The sequence below is a fragment of the Deinococcus budaensis genome, assembly GCF_014201885.1.
GTDB classification, from domain to species: Bacteria; Deinococcota; Deinococci; order Deinococcales; family Deinococcaceae; genus Deinococcus; species Deinococcus budaensis.
Map to the genome: position 1 here is coordinate 242,381 of NZ_JACHFN010000001.1, position 18,116 is coordinate 260,496.

Annotated in this window: 15 protein-coding genes; 6 read left to right on the plus strand and 9 right to left on the minus strand. The window is 70.1% G+C overall.

Annotation, left to right across the window (positions count from 1 at the left end):
- Nucleotides 1-46 precede the first annotated feature (46 nt).
- Genes HNQ09_RS01190 through HNQ09_RS01200 form a run of 3 tightly spaced genes read right to left on the minus strand, consistent with a single transcriptional unit; the run spans nt 47 to nt 3,085 of the window.
- Complete coding sequence (locus tag HNQ09_RS01190) at nt 47-1,588, minus strand: class-III pyridoxal-phosphate-dependent aminotransferase (protein WP_184024339.1); 1,542 nt, start codon at nt 1,586-1,588, stop codon at nt 47-49.
- Nucleotides 1,585-2,430 (minus strand): hypothetical protein, encoded by an 846-nt coding sequence (locus HNQ09_RS01195; RefSeq protein WP_184024340.1) that lies wholly within the window; start codon nt 2,428-2,430, stop codon nt 1,585-1,587. Before HNQ09_RS01195 ends, HNQ09_RS01190 begins: the two co-directional genes overlap by 4 nt.
- Nucleotides 2,431-2,467: 37 nt before the next feature.
- Nucleotides 2,468-3,085, minus strand: coding sequence for an NUDIX hydrolase (locus HNQ09_RS01200; RefSeq protein WP_184024342.1), 618 nt, complete (start codon nt 3,083-3,085; stop codon nt 2,468-2,470).
- Nucleotides 3,086-3,108: 23 nt separating this feature from the next.
- Here HNQ09_RS01200 and HNQ09_RS01205 point away from each other — a divergent pair, with 23 nt between their 5' ends.
- The 6 genes from HNQ09_RS01205 to HNQ09_RS01230 all read left to right on the plus strand — a co-directional run bounded on the left by HNQ09_RS01205 (nt 3,109) and on the right by HNQ09_RS01230 (nt 9,748).
- Entirely contained in the window at nt 3,109-3,861 is a 753-nt protein-coding gene (locus tag HNQ09_RS01205) for a fumarylacetoacetate hydrolase family protein (protein WP_184024344.1), read from the plus strand.
- Nucleotides 3,862-3,904: 43 nt separating this feature from the next.
- On the plus strand, nt 3,905-5,293 hold the full coding sequence (locus tag HNQ09_RS01210) for a S41 family peptidase (RefSeq protein ID WP_343057563.1): 1,389 nt from the start codon (nt 3,905-3,907) through the stop codon (nt 5,291-5,293).
- A gap of 139 nt (nt 5,294-5,432) precedes the next feature.
- Entirely contained in the window at nt 5,433-7,673 is a 2,241-nt protein-coding gene (locus HNQ09_RS01215; protein ID WP_184024346.1) for an ATP-dependent Clp protease ATP-binding subunit, read from the plus strand.
- A gap of 139 nt (nt 7,674-7,812) precedes the next feature.
- Nucleotides 7,813-8,088, plus strand: coding sequence for a DUF2087 domain-containing protein (locus HNQ09_RS01220; RefSeq protein ID WP_184024348.1), 276 nt, complete (start codon nt 7,813-7,815; stop codon nt 8,086-8,088).
- Nucleotides 8,089-8,093: 5 nt separating this feature from the next.
- The gene (radA, locus tag HNQ09_RS01225; RefSeq protein ID WP_184024350.1) at nt 8,094-9,443 is read left to right on the plus strand and encodes a DNA repair protein RadA; all 1,350 of its coding nucleotides are present in this window, start codon (nt 8,094-8,096) and stop codon (nt 9,441-9,443) included.
- 77 nt (nt 9,444-9,520) lie between these two features.
- The gene (locus tag HNQ09_RS01230; protein ID WP_184024351.1) at nt 9,521-9,748 is read left to right on the plus strand and encodes a WGxxGxxG family protein; all 228 of its coding nucleotides are present in this window, start codon (nt 9,521-9,523) and stop codon (nt 9,746-9,748) included.
- 81 nt (nt 9,749-9,829) lie between these two features.
- On the opposite strand, the gene clpB is transcribed toward HNQ09_RS01230, so the two are convergent.
- The 6 genes from clpB to HNQ09_RS01260 form a co-directional block, all read right to left on the minus strand.
- Nucleotides 9,830-12,388 (minus strand): ATP-dependent chaperone ClpB, encoded by a 2,559-nt coding sequence (clpB, locus tag HNQ09_RS01235; protein WP_184024352.1) that lies wholly within the window; start codon nt 12,386-12,388, stop codon nt 9,830-9,832.
- A 92-nt stretch (nt 12,389-12,480) separates the two neighbouring features.
- On the minus strand, nt 12,481-13,494 hold the full coding sequence (locus tag HNQ09_RS01240) for a lipocalin family protein (RefSeq protein ID WP_184024354.1): 1,014 nt from the start codon (nt 13,492-13,494) through the stop codon (nt 12,481-12,483).
- Nucleotides 13,495-13,634: 140 nt separating this feature from the next.
- Nucleotides 13,635-14,345, minus strand: coding sequence for an ABC transporter ATP-binding protein (locus HNQ09_RS01245; protein ID WP_184025127.1), 711 nt, complete (start codon nt 14,343-14,345; stop codon nt 13,635-13,637).
- 109 nt (nt 14,346-14,454) lie between these two features.
- The gene (locus HNQ09_RS01250; protein ID WP_184024356.1) at nt 14,455-15,267 is read right to left on the minus strand and encodes an ABC transporter ATP-binding protein; all 813 of its coding nucleotides are present in this window, start codon (nt 15,265-15,267) and stop codon (nt 14,455-14,457) included.
- Nucleotides 15,268-15,311: 44 nt separating this feature from the next.
- The gene (locus HNQ09_RS01255; RefSeq protein ID WP_184024358.1) at nt 15,312-16,946 is read right to left on the minus strand and encodes a branched-chain amino acid ABC transporter permease; all 1,635 of its coding nucleotides are present in this window, start codon (nt 16,944-16,946) and stop codon (nt 15,312-15,314) included.
- Entirely contained in the window at nt 16,943-17,956 is a 1,014-nt protein-coding gene (locus tag HNQ09_RS01260; RefSeq protein WP_184024360.1) for a branched-chain amino acid ABC transporter permease, read from the minus strand. Before HNQ09_RS01260 ends, HNQ09_RS01255 begins: the two co-directional genes overlap by 4 nt.
- Nucleotides 17,957-18,116: the final 160 nt, after the last annotated feature.

Sequence of the window (18,116 nt, forward strand, 5' to 3'; positions counted from 1 at the left end):
AAGCTCTGTGACTGCGTCCCGCGCACCGCCTCCCGCGTCCTGCCTCTTACCCGTCGCTTTCCGTCCGCTTCTTGGGCTTGCTCGCGGCGAACTTCGCCAACCGGGCGGTGACGGCGGGCGGCGTGTTGGTCAGCAGGTGGCGCGAGGCGGGATTGCGGGCGGCAAAGACGCCGACCCGGTCAAACATCGCGCCGAAGAGGTCCTCGGGCATGTCGAGGGCCGGGGTCAGGCGCACGGTGCGCTTGGAGCTGAGGCTGAGGTTCGCCATCACGCCCGCCGCGTGCAGCTCGCGCAGGGCCAGAATGGCGGTCGCCTCGAAGACGATCTCCTTCAGCACGCCGGGGAGGGGTACCCCCACCACCGGCCGGAACTGCATCGCCAGCAGCAGGCCCTGGCCGCGCACGTTTTCCAGCAGGCGCGGGTGCTGGCGCTGAGTGGCCTGCAATCTCTCCAGCCCCAACGCTCCCAGGCGGGTGCTGCGGGCCGGGAGGTCCTGCTCCACGAGGTATTCCAGCGATTTCAGGCCCACCGCCATCGCCAGCGCGCCGCCGCCGAAGGTGTTGGAGTGCCGTTTGCTGCTCAGGCCGCCCAGCATCTTCTTGTAGATCGCGTGGCGGACGATGGTCGCGCCCACCGCCGTCATGCCCCCGCCCAGCGGCTTGGCGAGGGTCACGATGTCGGGGTCCAGGCCCTGCGCCGCCGACTCGAACCAGTGGCCGGTGCGCCCCAGCCCGGTCTGAATCTCGTCCGCGATGCACACGATGCCGTGACGGCGGCACAGCTCGCCCACCCCGCGCAGAAAGCCCGGCGGGGGAATGTTCACGCCGCCCTCGCCCTGAATCGGCTCGACGACGACCGCGACCACGTTGTCCGGCCCCAGCCGCCGCACCAGCCGGGTCAGGGCGTCCAGGTCGCCGTAGGGGCTGGTCAGCGCGCCGGGAAGCAGCGGGCGGAACACGTCCTGATACTCGGGGTTGGGCGTCAGGGACAGGCTCCCCAGCGTCTTGCCGTGGTAGCCGCTGGAAAAGGAGAGGTAGAACTTCGCCCTCGGGCGCCAGGCCTTGGCAAATTTCAGTGCGCCCTCGATGGCCTCGGTGCCGCTGGAGCAGAAAAAGACCTGCGAGTCGGCGTGGCTGGGCAGCTCGCGCGCGAGCAGCCGCACGAGGTTGCTCTGAAGCGCCGCCCGCCACGGCGAACTCGACTGCTGGGGCAGGCCCATCGCGCGGTTTTTCGTCAGGAATTCGCGCAAAAAGTCGGTGATGACGGGCGGCATCTCCCCGAACGGCACCGCCGCGTAGCCCGAGGCGTTGATGCGCCGCACGCCGCGCTCGTCTTCCAGCTCCCAGGGGGTCACGCGCGAGAACGGCCCGGCCAGGCCCAGCAGGTCCAGCCCGAAAAGCAGTTCCTCGTTGCCGTGTCGCTGGTCGAGGGTGCGCGTCTGCGCCGGGCTGAGGCGGCCCTCCAGCACGTCCCCCGCGCGGATGAAGCCGGGGGGAAGCTGGGCGGCGGGCAGGGGCGAGCCGGGGTCCGGGGGCAGGGGTGCCGGAAGACCCGGAGGGAGCGCAGGAGAGGAGGGGGAGGCGGTCATGGACGGCAGTGTAGCGCCCGCTGCCCAGCCGCCTGATCCAGCCGCCTGACCCGCGCACCCAGCGCGTTCGCCAGCTCCGGCGCCGCTCCCCGCACCCCCGGCAGCTGCCCGGCGAGTTCCTGCGTCCAGGCCCAGGCCTCGGCATAGAGGCGCTCCAGCTCGTCCAGCGAACCCGTCAGCCGGGCGTAGCGGCCCAGCGCGGCCCCGCTCAGCTCCCATTCCGCCCGGCGCGAGGCGGTAAGCCAGTGCCCGGTCTTCCCCTCCGCCAGCCGCGCCAGCCGCAGCAGCCCGGCGCGCACCCAGCCCAGCAGTTCCAGCGCCCGCACCCGCTCGCCGCGCTCCAGCACATTCAGCCCGAAGACCAGCCAGCCCAGCAGCCGGTCGTGGATGGGCTGGGCCTCGGTCTCAGGCTGCGGCCTGCCTTTCGCGGCCAGCGCGGCGAGGTGCCGGGCGAGGCGGCCGTCCCGGTCCTTGACGAGCATGGCCTCGGGCCGGATATGAAAGCCCGGCCAGCTCTCGACCCCGGCCAGCGCCGTTTCCGGCTCGGCGTGCAGCTCGACCCGCAGCAGCCCGTCCATCACCGCGTTCGGCGTGCCGAAATCGTTCACGAAGAAGTGGCGCACCGGGGCGACCGCCTCCAGCCACCGCCTCACGTCGAAGGTCGCCAGCTCGGCACTCGGCAGGAACACGAAATATTCCAGATCGCTGAAGGCGTCGGCGGTCCCCTGCGTGAAGCTGCCGTAGGCGAGCGCGTGCCCGATGCGGTCGTCCTGCTTGATGGCGGCCCGGATCGCCCGGTCGAGGTCGCGCTGGGCGGAGGTGACCGGCGAGTAGGGAAGCATGGGGTGAGTGTAACGGCGGGGAGCGGGCGCGGCTTTTTCAGTCCAGGTCCACGCCCAGCCCCGGCTCGCGCCACAGCTCGACCATCCGCTGCACCTGCTGGGGCAGATTGCGGCCCAGCGACAGGGGCGGCAGCGCGTCCGGCGCGAACCAGCCGCTTTCCAGCGTCTCGGTGTTGCCGGGGTGCGCCGTGTCCTCCAGCAGCTCGCAGGCGATAAAGACCTTGTACACGGCCCACAGGTCGGGCGGATGCGGGTGCTTGTCCTTGTCCAGCAGCGCGAGCAGCCGCGTGGCCCGCACTCCTCGCCCGGTTTCCTCGCGGACCTCGCGCACGGCGACCCGGCGGGGGCTGTCGCCGGGGTCGGCCCAGCCGCCGGGCAGGCTCCAGAGGCCGTCCACCCGCTCGCGGGTGAGCAGCACCTCGCCCGCCGCGTTCAGCACGACGGCCCGCACGTCCACCTTGGGCGTGAGGTAGCCGCGCTCCACGTTCAGCAGCCCGTGTACCTCCTGCGGCGTCTGCCCGGTGCCCTCCGCCAGCAGGTCGGCGGTCAGGGCCAGCAGGCGCCCGAAGCGTTCGCGGTCGTAGGGATCGCGGGTGTACGTCAGCCCCGCCTGGGCCAGGGACTGGAGTTCGCGCAGCTGCGAAAGGGTCGGCATGGCCGAGCGTATATCCTCCCCCCATGCGTCTGGTCCGAATCGAGCACGGGGAGGCCCCGCAGTGGGGGCAGGTTGAAGGAGACACGGTGTACCTCACGCGCGGCATGGGCGGCGAGCGGACGGGGGAGACCGCGCCGCTGTCCGGTACCCGCCTGCTGGCTCCCGCCGAGCCGACCAAGATCGTCTGCGTGGGCCGCAACTACCTCGACCACATCCGGGAACTGGGCAACGACACGGGCGATCTTCCGAAGGAGCCGGGCCTGTTTCTGAAAGGACCCAACGCGCTGGCCGCCGACGGCGAGACGGTTGGGTACCCGGAGTGGACCCGGAACTTCCACTTCGAGGGCGAACTCGCGCTGGTGGTCGGGCGGCGGGCGCGGGACCTCACGCCGGAAAACGCGCTGGAGCATGTCGCGGGCTACACCTGCGGGCTGGATCTCACCGCGCGCGACCTCCAGAAGACCGACCTCCAATGGTTCCGCGCCAAGGCGGCCGACCGCTTCTGCCCGCTGGGGCCGTGGCTGGAAACCGAGCTGGACCCCGCCGACGTGCGCGTCGTGACCCGCGTGAACGGTGAAACGCGCCAGGACGGCCGCACCGCCCAGATGATTTTCGGCGTGGTGCAGATTCTGACCTACGTCACCCGTTTCGTGACCCTGGAACCCGGCGACGTGGTCCTGACCGGCACGCCCGAGGGCGTCGGCCCACTGCACCGGGGCGACACGGTGGAGGTCGAGGTGGGGGGCATAGGGGTGCTCACCACCCGGATCGGGTAAGCCCGCACGGTTTGCGCTCCAGTTCGCGCGCTAGCCTGGAGGCGTGCGCCACAACCCACGTTTTTTGCGCGTCCTCGCGCTCGCGGCCCTGACTTCCGCTCTGGCGCAGGCCAGTCCCGCCAGCGACCTGTTCGGCGCCGCCACCCGCGCGGTGGAGACCCGGTATTTCGGCTGGTCCACCGCCGACCGCGCGGCGCTGAGCGGCAAGTACGCGGCGGTCTTAGAGGAGCGCTGCGCGCCCCAGGGCGACGCCTGCGACTACGCGACCGCCCGCAAGGTCGTGGGCGAACTGCTGACCGAGCTGGGCGACCCCCACACCAACCTGCGCGACCCCGAGGGTGCCGAGCGGCTGGCCGAGGTCTCGCAAAACCGCGCCGTGAGCCGCACGGGCGCCCGCGTGGTGCGCGTGACCGGCGGCCTGCTGGTGGTGTCGGTGATGCCCGGCAGCCCCGCCGAGGCCTCGGGCGTGCGGCGATTCGACCTGCTGACCCGCGTGAACGGCCAACCTGCCGGAAAGGACGCGGCGGGCCAGGACCTCGCTGCCGGGCCGAACGAGTTCGTGCGGCTGGAGCGGACGGGGGCGCCCATTCCGGTCACCCTGCGCCGCGCCGGGGCGCCCGACCGCGACCTCAGCCTGACGACCGCCCGGCTTCAGGCGCGCGACGAGCCGACCCTGGCCTGGGCCGGACCCGGGGGCAAGACAGCCGTGATTCAGCTGCCGACCTTCCTGTCTTCCGACAGCTCCGAGCTGTTCCTGACCCGGCTGGGCGAGGCGCGGGCGGGCGGCGCGGCGGCGCTGGTCGTGGACCTGCGCTACAACGGCGGCGGCTCGCTGGGTGAATGCGTGGCGGCGGCCAGCGCCTTTGGTCCGGTGCTGTACCAGTCGCGCTGGCAGGGTGGGGGCCACACCTACGGCGGCCTGCGCGGCGAAGAGGCGCTGCCCCTGCTGGCGCGGGCCGCGAAGCCAGACTGGAACGTCTGGCCGGGGCCGCTCGCGGTGCTGGTCGGCCCCGGCACCGCCTCGTGCGCCGAGGTCTTCACCTACCACGCGCGGCGGGCGGGCGCCGTCGTGGTGGGCGAGCGGACGCGCGGCGTGGGCAACAGCGGCGTGCTGTTCGAGCCGATGCCCGACGGCGGCGTGCTGTCCCTGACGGTGCTGCGCGCCTACACCGACGCCGACGAGGCGCTGCCCGCCTTCCTGACGCCGGACGTCTCCGCGCCCACCGACATCGCGGCCCTGACGGCCGAGGGCCGCGACACCACCCTGGAAGCCGCGCTGACGGCCCTGAGCGCCCTGGCCACCCAGCAGGGCGCGGCGGGGGGAGACGGGGCCGCCACGGTGACGCGCGCCGGAGCCACGCCTCCAAAGGCGGCCAGGACGACAGACGCCCCCCGGCCCGGCGGCGCTAGCCTGGGCGCAGGCAGAAGGTGACGCTGGCCGCCCAGTACGCGGGAACCCGCCCGTAGACTAGACTCCAGGTGTCACGCTTCCCCGCCTTCTTCTCGCCCCGCGCTCCGGGGCCGCCTTTGACCGCCCGGCCCCAGCCCGCAGCCACACAGGGGGTAGCCCAATGAACCGATACGACGACCGCGCCCGCCTCGTGTTTCACTACGCCCGCGAAGAGGGCAACCGCCTCGGGCACGCGATGGTCGGCCCCGAGCACCTGCTGCTCGGCCTGATGCGCGAGGGCGGCACCGCCGCGACCATCCTGACCGAGTTCGGCGCTTCGCTCGACGGTCTGCGCCGCCGGGTCGAGGAGATCATCGGCCGGGGCGAGGGCAACCGCCTCAACGACGCGCCCTCTATCACGCCGCGCGCCCGCCGGGTGATGGAACTCGCCTCCTCGGAGGCCCGCAACCTCGGCGCCCAGGTGACCTCCACCGAGCACATCCTCCTCGGCATCATCCGCGAGGGCGACGGGGTGGCCTTCCGCATCCTGCAGGAACTCACCAAGGACGTGGACACCATCCGCTGGCGGGTGCTCGCCCAGGGCGAGGGCGGCAGCTCCGGCAAGGCCGCCAAGCCGGTCGCCACGCCCTTCCTCGACGAGTACGGCCGGGATCTGACCAAGCAGGCGCGCGAGGGCAAGCTCGACCCGGTGATCGGCCGCTCGGAGGAGATCCGGCGCGTCACCCAGATCCTCACCCGGCGCACCAAGAACAACCCCGTCCTGATCGGGGACCCCGGCGTGGGCAAGACCGCCATCGTGGAGGGCCTCGCGCTCGCCATCCACGAGAAGCGCACCCCGCCCAACCTGCATGGCGTCCGGTTGGTCAGCCTCGACCTCTCGGGCGTCGTGGCGGGCACAAAGTACCGGGGCGAGTTCGAGGAACGGCTGCGCCAGATTATCGAGGAGCTGCGTAACGCCAAGGTGATGGCCTTTATCGACGAGCTGCACACCCTGGTCGGGGCGGGCGGCGCGGAGGGCACCCTCGACGCCGCGAACATCCTCAAGCCCGCGCTGTCGCGTGGTGAGATTCAGGTCATCGGCGCGACCACGACCGGCGAGTACCACCGCTATATCGAAAAGGACGCCGCCCTGGAACGCCGCTTCCAGCCTGTCATCGTGCTGGAACCCAGCCCCGCCGAGACGCTCCAGATTCTGCGCGGCCTGCGCCCCCGCTACGAGGAGCACCACGGGGTCCAGATTCCCGATCAGGCGCTGGAACTCGCCGTCCGCATCGGGGAACGCTCTCTCCCGGGCCGCAACTTCCCCGACAAGGCCATCGACCTGATCGACGAGGCGGCCAGTCGGGTCCGGTTGAACATGAGTGTCGGCCTGCCCGTCGCGGAGACCGAGGACGGCGAACCCTTCGTGACCCGCGAGGACATCGAGAGCGTCATCAACTCGATGGGCGGCGTGTACTCCGAGGAGTCGGCGGCGCAGCTCAGCGACCTCGAAGACCAGCTTACCGATCAGGTCTACGGCCAGCCCGACGCGATCAAGGCCCTTTCCAGCGCCCTGCGCCGCGCCCGGGTGGGCCTGGGCGGGCGCACCCGCGTGGCGGCCAGCTTCCTGTTCGTCGGCCCCAGCGGCGTGGGCAAGACCCACCTCGCCAAGGCGCTCGCGCGCACCCTCTTCGGCTCCGAGCGCTCGCTGATCCGGGTCGATATGAGCGAATTCCAGGAGTCCCACTCCATTTCCAAGCTGATCGGCTCGCCTCCCGGCTATGTGGGCTTCGAGCAGGGCGGGCGCCTGACGGAAGCCGTGCGCCGCCAGCCCTTCTCGGTGATCCTGCTCGACGAGATCGAGAAAGCGCACCCCGACGTGTACAACACCTTCCTGCAAGTGCTGGACGACGGCCGCCTGACCGACGGCCTGGGCCGCACGGTGGATTTCCGCCGCACGATTATCATCATGACCAGCAACACGGGCTTCAACGTCAACCCGACGGTGGGCTTCAGTCCGGTCACCCAGGATTCCAACACGCCGCTGCGGCATATCTTCACGCCGGAGTTCCTCGACCGCCTCGACGACGTGATCCGTTTCCGTCCGCTGGGCGAGGAGGAACTCGTGCGGGTGGCGCAGCAGCTCATGGGCGAGATGCGCGAGGAACTCGCCAGCCGCGAGCTGAGCGTCACCTTCGACCCGGCGATCGCCGCGTGGCTGGTGGGCAAACTCAAGTCGCGCAGCCCCAAGCACGCGGTCGGAAGCAGCCGCCAGCTGCGCACCCTGGTCCGCGAGGAGATCGAGGACCCGCTGGCGCTGGAGTTGATGGGCCACGCGGGCGAGGAGTTGCGGGTGGTGCTCGGCCAGGACGGCATCCAGTTCGAGCGCGGCACGACGGCGCCGCCGCAGATTCTGGCGTAGACGTCAGCAGGACACGCGGCAGAGGGCGGGAGAGCTTCCAGCGAGGCTCTCCCGCCCTCTGCGCTGCCGGCCAGACCGCAGGGGACGCTGGGGCATAGGGTTCCTGTGTTGGCCGCACCCAACCGCTACCATGCACGCCATGACCAAAAGCATCGCCGCCTTTCAGGACGAACACGGCCGCATCACCGGCTGGCCTTCGGATCGCCGCCGGGCGCACCAGCTCGCCATCCTCGACCACCTCACGGGCCTCTTCGAGCCGGGCCGCCGCTATAGCGAGGCCGAAGTGACGGCCCTGCTGCATGACCACAGCACCCTGGAAGACCCGGCCGTCCTGCTCACCGAACTGGTGGACGGGGACTACCTCGCCGCCGGGGACGGGGGCTACTGGCGCGCGGACGCGAGGCCCAATGGGTAGGCCCCGTGGCTAGGGTCACCACCCGTTACGCCTGCACGAGCTGCGGCTACCAGTCCGCCAAGCCGCTGGGCCGCTGCCCGAACTGCCAGGCCTGGAACTCCTTCGAGGAGGAAGCCCCCACCGCCCTGGCAGGCAAGGCCCGCAGCGGCGGCGCGGGTGGCTACGGCGGCGTGGCGGGCGGTAAGCTCACCGCCCTCTCGACCGTCGGGCGGCGCGAGGAACCCCGCACGGCCACCGGCATTCCCGAACTCGACCGGGTGCTGGGGGGCGGGCTGGTCGCGGGCGGCGTCACACTGATCGGCGGCGAACCCGGCATCGGCAAGAGCACGCTGCTGCTTCAGGTCGCCGACCGGCTGGCGCGAACCGGGCAGACGGTGCTGTACGTCGCGGGCGAGGAGTCGCTGGAACAGATTCGCCTGCGCGCCGACCGCCTGGGGGTGACTGCCGAGATTCAGCTCACCCGCGACACCCGCGCCGAGCACGTCGCCGCGCTGATGGCCGAGCACAAGCCCGCGCTGTGCATCGTGGACTCGATTCAGACCGTGACCGTGGAGGGGGACGGCACCCCCGGCGGCGTCGCGCAGGTCCGCGAGGGCACCGCGCTGCTGACCCGCGCCGCCAAGGAGACGGGCACTGCCACTGTCCTCGTCGGCCACGTCACCAAGGAGGGTACGGTCGCCGGGCCGAAGGTGATGGAGCACATCGTCGATACGACGGTCTTTCTGGAGACGGTCGGATCGTTCCGGCTGCTGCGCAGCGTGAAAAACCGCTTCGGGCAGGCCGGGGAACTCGGCGTGTTCGAGATGCGCGGCGAGGGACTGGTGGCGGTCGAGAACCCGTCCGGCGCCTTTCTGGCCGAGCGGCCCGTCGGGGTGCCCGGCAGCGTGGTCGCCGCGACCATCGACGGGCAGCGGCCCATGTTGCTCGAAGTCCAGGCGCTCGCCAGTAAGACGCCCTATCCCAACGCCCGGCGGGTGGTCGTCGGTCTCGATCCCCGGCGGGTGGACGTGGTGCTGGCGGTGCTCGAACGCCGCCTCGACCTCACGCTGGGGGGGCTGGACGTGTATGTCAACCTCGCGGGCGGCCTGAAGGTGCCCGATCCCGGCCTCGACCTCGCCACCGCGCTGGCGGTGTATTCCGCCGTCGTGGGCCGCGCCCTGCCGGGCAACGTGGCCGTCTTCGGTGAGGTCGGACTGGCGGGCGAGGTGCGCAGCACCCAGGGCACCCTGCGCCGCGCCGAGGAGGCCACCCGCGCGGGCTACCGCCGGTTGATCGTGCCGCCCGGCGTGGAGGGACACGGCGGCGTCCGCAGCGTGGAAGAGGCTGTCGGGCAGGTCTGGCAGGCCGTGCCCTGAAGCCGGGGACCGCACATGCAGGTTTGCTCAAGGGCACGTCATCTGTGCACTCTGGGCCATGCGTCACACTGCGTCTCATGAAGAGCAACGTTCTGAAGACGCTGACCCTCGCCGCCGTGCTCGCCCTGCCCGTCCAGGCTTATGCCCAGACCGACGGTACCGAGAGCGAGACCGTGGGCACCGAGGCTCCCGCCGAGGCGACCGACGCCGCCACCGACTGGGGCTGGCTGGGCCTCGCCGGTCTGCTGGGCCTCGCGGGCCTGGCGGGCAAGCGCTACACGGAAACCACCACCGTTCGCCGCTGATCCCCGCGAACGAAAAAGCCGCCGCCCGAGCCTGGGCGGCGGCTTTTTAATGTTCTTCTCTCTGGCTGGAGGCGCAGAACCTCAGTTCAGCACTCCGGCCTCGAAGGTGAAGCCCTGGCCGGTGTAGTCCACCGTGAGGCTGCTGCCGTCCGTCACCCGGCCCGCCAGGATCTCGCGGGCGAGGGGCGTCTCGATCTCGCGGGCGATGGCGCGCTTGAGGGGCCGGGCGCCGAAGGCCGGGTCGTAGCCGATCTGGGCCAGCCGGTCCTTGGCGGCGTCGGTGAGGTGCAGCGTCACGCGGCGCTCGGCCAGCCGCCTTCTCAGGCCGCTGATCTGGATGTCCACGATGCGGTGCAGGTCGGCCGGGGTCAACGCGTCGAAGACGATAATGTCGTCCACCCGGTTGAGGAACTCGGGCCGGAACTCGCCGCGCAGCTCCTCCAGCACGGCGTCGCGGATGGCCTCCGGCTCCTCCCCCCGGTGCTGCATCTCCAGGATCAGCGGCGAGCCGATGTTGCTCGTCAGGATGATCAGGGTGTTGCGGAAGTCCACCGTGCGGCCCTGACCGTCGGTGAGGCGCCCGTCGTCCAGGACTTGCAGCAGCACGTTGAACACGTCGGGGTGCGCCTTTTCGATCTCGTCGAGCAGCAGCACCGCGTAGGGGCGGCGCCGGACGGCCTCGGTGAGCTGCCCGCCCTCCTCGTAACCCACGTAGCCGGGAGGCGCCCCGATCAAGCGGGCCACGGTGTGCTTCTCCATGTACTCGGACATGTCGAGCCGCACCATCGCGTCCGCCGAGTCGAAGAGGAACTCGGCCAGGGCCTTGGCCAGCTCGGTCTTGCCCACGCCGGTCGGTCCCAGGAACATGAACGATCCCAGGGGCCGGTTGGGGTCGTTGAGGCCCGCCCGCGCCCGGCGGATGGTGTCGGCCACGCTCACGATGGCGCGGTCCTGCCCGATCACCCGGCGGTGCAGCTGCTCTTCGAGGTGCAGCAGCTTCTCGCGCTCGCCCTCCATCAATTTGCTCACCGGAATGCCGGTCCAGCGGCTCACCACGGCGGCAATGTCCTCCTCGGTCACCTCCATGTGCGCGAACTCGGCACCCTTGAGCTTGCGCTCCAGCTCCTGTACCTCGCGCTCCAGTTGCGGCAGGGTACCGTATTCCAGCTCGGCGGCTTTCTGGAGGTCGTAGTCGCGCCGCGCTCGCTCGATATCGGTGCGGACCTGGTCGAGCGCCTCGCGCTTCTCGCGCAGCTGCTGCACCTCGCCGCGCTCGGCTTCCCAGCGGCTGCGGACCTCGGCCAGCTCGTCCGTGACGGCCTTGAGGGACTCCTCGAGGTCCAGCAGGCGGTTTTGCGAGTCCTGGTCCTTCTCGCGCCTGAGGGCCTCGCGCTCGATCTCCAGTTGCAGCTTGCGGCGCGCCAGCTGGTCGATGCGCTCGGGGCTGGACTCCAGCGCCATGCGCAGCCGGGCCGCCGACTCGTCGATCAGGTCGATGGCCTTGTCGGGGAGCTGGCGGTCGGAGATGTAGCGGTGCGAGAGCTGCGCGGCGGCCACCAGCGCGGGGTCGGTGATCTCCACGTTGTGGTGGACCTGATAGCGCTCCTTGATGCCGCGCAGGATCGAGATGGTGTCCTCCACGCTGGGTTCGTCCACAAAGACGGGCTGGAAGCGCCGCTCCAGCGCCGGGTCCTTTTCGATCTCGCGGTACTCGTCGAGCGTCGTGGCGCCGATCAGGTGCAGCTCGCCGCGTGCCAGCGCGGGCTTGAGCATGTTGCCCGCGTCGGGGCTGCCCTCGGTCTTGCCCGCGCCCACGATGGTGTGAATCTCGTCCACGAAGAGGATCACTTCACCCTGGGACGCCACCACCTCGTCGATCACGCCCTTGAGGCGCTCCTCGAACTCGCCCCGGAACTTCGCCCCGGCCAGCAGGCTGCCCATCTCCAGCGAGACGATGCGCTTGTCCCTCAGGCCCTCGGGCACGTCGCCCTGCACCACCCGGATGGCGAGGCCCTCCGCGATGGCGGTTTTGCCCACGCCGGGTTCACCGATCAATACGGGGTTGTTCTTGGTGCGGCGCAGCAGAATCTGCATCGCGCGGCGAATCTCCTCGTCGCGGCCGATCACCGGGTCGAATTTGCCGTCGCGGGCGCGCTGGGTGAGGTCGGTGCCGTACTTGTTCAGCGCGTCGAATTGCTGCTCGGAAGTCTTGCTCGTCACGGTCTTTCCTTTCCGCGCCTCAGAGACGGCCTGGCGCAGGGCCTGTTCGGGGGGCAATCCCACCGTGCGGCTCTCGCCGCGCAGGGCGAGCAGCAGCGCGTCGGCGGCGATAAAGGCGTCGCCCAGGGCTTTGGCTTCCTGCTCGGCTTTCTGGAACGCGCGGTTCAGCGCCGGGTCGAGATAGAGGTTCTCGCCTGCGCCCTGCACGCGCGGGAGCTTGCCCAGCTCGGCGTCGAGCGCGGCGCGGATCACGTTCAGGTCGCCCCCGGCAGCGGTCAGGGCACGCGCGGCGGTGTCGTTGTCGGTCAAGGCGCGCAGCACGTGCGCGACGGTCAGGTTCTGCTGCTGGTTCGCCTGGGCCAGCTGTTGGGCGCTGGCGATGGCCTGCGTGGCAGCCTCGGTGAAACGTTCGGGATTCAAGGCAGTTTCCTCCTCAAGTGCTCCCATTTTGAAACTTGAGTGCGGTTATGTCAAGTTTGTGGAGTCTTGAATAAGGTAGCCGTTGCCCTGCCCTACCGCCTTGGGGGAAGGAAGCGGCCCCCCTCAGCCTGGGTCAGCACGCCGCCGACGAACTCGCCCATGCCTTCGGCGGTGAGGGCCTGACCTCCCAGGGTGCCCGCGCCGCGCACCGGCCCCTCCCAGTAGGCGACCGAGGTGGTCTTGGAGAGCAGCTCCTGCTCGTCGCGCACGGCCTCCAGCGCCAGGCGCAGGTCGGGCGCGGTCACGTCCCAGGTCAGCACGTACTCGCGCCCGCTGGGACTGCGCCACACCCGGCCCGGGGTCATGGTGACGCCCGGCACCTCCCGCGCCACACCGTCCACCCCGACGCGCGAGGCCGCGACCTGCACCACCTGCCCCGCCGCGTCTCGCACCCGGTAGAGCATCAGGTCCGAGCCGTCCGAGAGGTGCAGCCCGAACCAGTCCCAGCGCGCCTGGGCGCCGGGCTGCTGGTCACCCCACTGGTGGTCGAGCCAGGCCTGACCCTGGGCGGGGCGCCGCTCGCCGCCGGGCAGCTCGACCGTGCCGCCCACGTCCAACCGGGTCACGCTCTGGTAGTACAGCCGCCCGACCTCCGGAGTGCCCGAGTACCCGGGCGGGTGGACCACCGGGCCTTTGCGCGGCGTCAGTGTCAGGTTGAGCGGCCCGGCCCGCAGGGTGTAGGTGGCGGCGCCTTGCCTCAGCCGCCACCCGCCCTGCTCGACCCGCAGCGGCGGAAAGCGGAAGCGCGCGTCTTGCGCGTCGTTCTCGATGAAGGTCAGCCGCCCGGTTTTCAGGTCGGTGATTGCGACGTGCCCGGCGTGGTAAGGAATGCCCCGGTAATTGACCTTGAACTGCGCCCAGTGAAAGGCCAGTCCCGACCCCGGCAGGTAGCCCGACACGTACCACCACTCCATCGGCGCGTTCTTCGCGCCCAGGTCGCGGGCCTCGGGCAGCCGCGCCGGGTCGAAGGCCTGCGGCGCGGGCAGACACGAGGAGAGCACCAGGGCCGCAAGGACGGACGCCGCGCCGACACGGAGGGGTCGCATGGCTGACCTTACCCGGCCCGGGCGTGGGGAAGACGTGGGAAGGGCCATGAACCGGGTGCAAGCAAGGCCAGCGAAAGGCCCACAGCAGAAGGCAGAAGGCGTTCCTGCTCGGCCTTCTGCCTTTCGCGTTCCGCTGCGCGTTATTCGTCGCCCAGGTACGCCTTGCGGACGCTCTCGTCACGGGCGATGTCGGCGGCCGGGCCGCTGAGGCGGATCTCGCCGGTCTGCAACACGTAGGCGCGGTGCGCGATCCCCAGCGCCATGCTCGCGTTTTGCTCGACGAGCAAGATGGTCGTGCCGCGCTCGCGGTTGAGCTTCTCGACGATGTCGAAAATCGCTTCCACGAAGAGCGGAGAGAGGCCCATGCTGGGTTCGTCCAGCAGCAGCAGCCGGGGATTGACCATCAGCGCGCGGGCAATCGCCAGCATCTGCTGCTCGCCGCCCGACATGGTGCCGCCCAGCTGGGTCTCGCGCTCCTTGAGGCGCGGAAACAGCGCGAAGCCCTCCTCGATGCGCTGCTCGACCACCGCGCGGTCGGTCACGGTGTAGGCGCCGACCTCCAGGTTCTCGCGCACGCTGAGCTGCGGAAAGATGCGGCGGCCCTCGGGCACGTGGCTCATGCCGCGCCCCAGGATGGTGTGGGCGGGCACCCCGCCGATGCTCTGGCCCTCGTAGACGACCTGCCCGTGCTTGGGCTTCATCATGCCGCTGATCGTGCGCAGGGTGGTCGTCTTGCCCGCCCCATTGCCGCCGATCAGGGCCACGATCTCGCCCTGGTTCACGGTCATGTTCAGGCCCTTGAGGGCGTGAATCTGGCCGTAGTAGGTGTGCACGTCCCTCAGCTCCAGCATCACCGGGCCGGAGGCCGGGGCCGCAGGCTGCCCGCCCGGGTCCCGCTCCGTCTCGACCGTTCCGGGCCGGGCCGCGCCCACGATCACCTGTGTCTCGGCTGCTGCTCGGTCAACCACTGTGCCCCGCCTCCTTGCCGTACTCGCCCGCCGCCGCGCCCCGGCCCAGATAGGCTTCCATCACGCGCGGGTCGTTGCGAACCTGGTGCGGCAGGCCCTCGCTGATCTTGGTGCCGTAGTCCAGCACCGTGATGTTCTCCGACAGGGTCATCACCAGCCGCATGTCGTGCTCGATCAGGACCACCGTCACGCCCAGGTCGTCGCGGATCGAGCGGATCAATGCCTTGAGGTCCTCGGTCTCGCGGGGGTTCATGCCCGCCGCCGGTTCGTCCAGCAAGATCAGCTTCGGGGTGGTCGCCAGCGCGCGGGCGATTTCCAGCTTGCGCTGGTCGCCGTAGGGCAGATTGGTCGCCAGCTCGCCGCGCCACTTGCTCAGCCCCACGAAATCGAGCATCACCCGGGCCGTCTCACGCGCCTCGGCCTCGGTGGAGTGAAAGCGGCGGGTGTGCAGCACGGCGTCCCAGAAGCCCACCTTCAGGCGGCTGTGGCGGCCCACCATGATGTTTTCCTCCGAGGTCATGGTGGAAAAGAGCCGGATGTTCTGGAACGTGCGCGCGATGCCGGCGGCGGCCACCTGGTCGGGACGCAGGCCGATCAGCTCGCGCCCGGCCAGCCGCACGGTGCCCCGGTCGGGCGCGTAGATGCCGGTGATCAGGTTGAAAAAAGTCGTCTTGCCCGCCCCGTTCGGCCCGATCACGCTGATGATGCTGCGCTCGGGCACCTCGAAGGTCACGTCGTTCACGGCCGTCAGGCCGCCGAAGGTCTTGGTGACCCCCTGCACTTCCAGAATGTTGCCCGCGCCCATGGGGGCGCCCCCCCGCAAGCTGGACTGTCTCGTTGCGGTGCCCGTCACTTCGCGCCTCCTGCCCGGTCTTCTTCTTTCAGGGGGGCCAGGCCGGGGCTGTACACGTGGCCGCTTCCGGCGGTCAGCGCCCCGGCGTTGCCCCGCGCGCTGTCGTCTTCCTGGTTGTCCTCGTGGTGCAGTTCCAGCGTGCGGCGGCGGCTGGGCAGCAGGCCCTCGGGGCGCAGCAGCATGATCGTGACCAGAATGACCCCGAACACGAAGCGCTGGAGCTGCCCGGGGTTGACCTGCTGGGGAATCCAGGCGATGTTGGCGGTCGCCTCGCCCAGCCCCGGCAGAATGCGCAGGTTGAGCAGCGTGACCACCGTGGCGCCCAGAATCACGCCGGGAAACGACCCCATGCCGCCCAGAATCACCATCGCCAGCACGCCGATGCTCTGAAAGAGGTTGAAGCTCTCCGGGCTGATAAAGGTCTGCTTGGCCGCGAAGATCATGCCCATCGCGCCCGCAAAACTCGCCCCGGTGGCAAAGGCGATCAGTTTGGTCTGCACCAGCGGCACGCCCATCGCCTGCGCCGCGACCTCGTCATCGCGGATGGCGATCCAGGCCCGTCCGATGCGCGAGCGGTCGAGGCGCACGTTGACGAGCAGGATCAGCCCCACCATCGCCAGCGACAGCGCGTACAGAAAGAGCAGGTAATACTGGTCCTCGGCAAAGCCCAGGCGGGCGGCCAGCGCGTCGAACCACGGCACCGAGGCGCTCCGGATGGGCGTGATGCCCTGCGACCCCGCCGAGTACAGGTCGAGGTTGTTCGCCAGCACCCGGATCACCTCGCCCAGCCCCAGCGTGATGATCGCCAGGTAATCGCCCTTGAGCCGCAGCACCGGCAGGCCGATCAGGACGCCCACGATGGCGGCGGCCATCACGCTCAGCGCGAGGAAGAGCCAGAAAAAGGCCGGGTCGATGCCGTTCGCCAGTCCCTGGGCGCGGAAGGCGTTGAGCACGATCAGCGCCCGCGCCGTCAGCGTCAGCCCGGCCAGCAGCCCGAAACTCGCCAGCGCGAAGCTCCAGGAGGCGAAGCGGCTGGGCCGCGCCGTCCGCCCGCGCCGCCGGATGTAGACCAGACTGGCCGCCGTGACCGCCGTCAGAAAGAGGCCCAGCGCCAGCGTGCCCGCGTTCGTCGCGCCGGGGTTCTCGCCGTAGTAGCGCAGAATCTCGCCGAAGCGCGGGCTGGCAAAGATGCCCCAGGTGTACGCGCCCACCGCAAAGAAAGCCACGTACCCGAGGTCGAGCAGCCCCGCCAGCCCCACCACGATGTTCAGCCCCAGCGCCAGGGCCGCGAAGATCATAATCTGGATGCTGAGGTCGAGCAGCGAGGTGTCCTCCTGCCCGGCCCACGGCAACACCAGCAGCAGGCTGCCCAGGCCGACCAGCGCCTTGGCCCAGGGTGCCGCGCGCCACAGGTAGGCGAACAGCACATTCGCCAGGAAAAGCGACACGACAATCGCTTCCACGATGGGATTGCGCAGGAACGCGCCCACGCCGCCCAGGCCCCCCAGCACGTCACTGTTGTGCGAGAGCAGCAGCAGCGAGCTGGTCAGCAAAAAGATCAGGACCAGCAGCCCGGTGCGGTCGGGAGGCGGGGCCGTGCGGCGCGGCGTCAGGGGACTGGCGGCCGTCATACCTTCTCCACGTTGCTCTTGCCGAGCAGGCCGGTCGGCTTGAAGATCAGGATCAGCACCAGCACCAGAAAGGCCCCGATGCGCTGGTAGCTGGCATCGATCGCTTCGAGGTTGGCGATCCCCAGCAGGCTGCCGAAGATGTTGCTCACGCCGATCAGGTTCTGGATCACGCCCAGCAACAGGCCGCCCAGCACGGCTCCCGGAATCGACCCGATGCCGCCCAGCACGGCCGCCGTAAAGGCGATGATTCCCGGATCGAAGCCCGAGTAGGCGTTCACGGTGCCGAACTTCACGCCGAACAGCACGCCGCTGATGCCGCCCAGCGCCCCGCCGATCAGGAAGGTGGCGCTGATCATGCGGTTGGCGTCGATGCCCATCAGGCCCGAGGTCACGCGGTCTTGCGCCACGGCGCGGATCGCCTTGCCCAGCCGGGTGCGGCTGACCAGGTAGTTCAGCACGGCCAGGCTCAGCAGCGACACCGCGATCAGGATCACATCCTTGAGTTGCAGGTCCACGCCGACCGTCCGCAGGGCGTTGCCCAGACCCGCGCAGGAACTCTCGGCGGCGCAGAACTTGTTGCTGAAGCCGTCGGGCAGCGTGTAGGTCAGGTCAAAGCGGCCCTGAAAGCCCTCGATGACCCGCAGGGTGTCTTGCAAGATCAGCGACACCCCGATGGCGGTGATCAGCGGCACCAGCTTCGGGGCGTTGCGCAGCGGACGGTAGGCCAGGCGCTCGATCAAGACGTTGAGCAGGCCCGACACCACCATCGCGGCGAGCAGGGCGACGCCCAGCTTGAGGTAGCCGTTCATGGGGCTGGGGGTCAACACCCGGAACACCTCGAAGCCCACCACGGCGCCGGTCACGAAGACCTCCGAGTGGGCGAAGTTGATGAGCTGCAAGACGCCGTACACCATGGTGTAGCCCAGCGCGATGATCGCGTAGACGAACCCCAGCACCAGGCCGCCCACGATCACGTTCACGACGAACGGCAGCAATGTGGCGAGATCCAAAATCCTTGCTCCTCTCTAGGGGTGCCCCGGCGCAGCCGGGCCAGGGCAGAAACGAAAAAACGGCGAATGGAGTGCTTCTGGCGGGAGAGGCGCGGGCGGGCGCGCGCCCCCCCCGGCGCCAGAGCACCTTAGCGTGACGGGGCGCGGCTGCGAACCGACC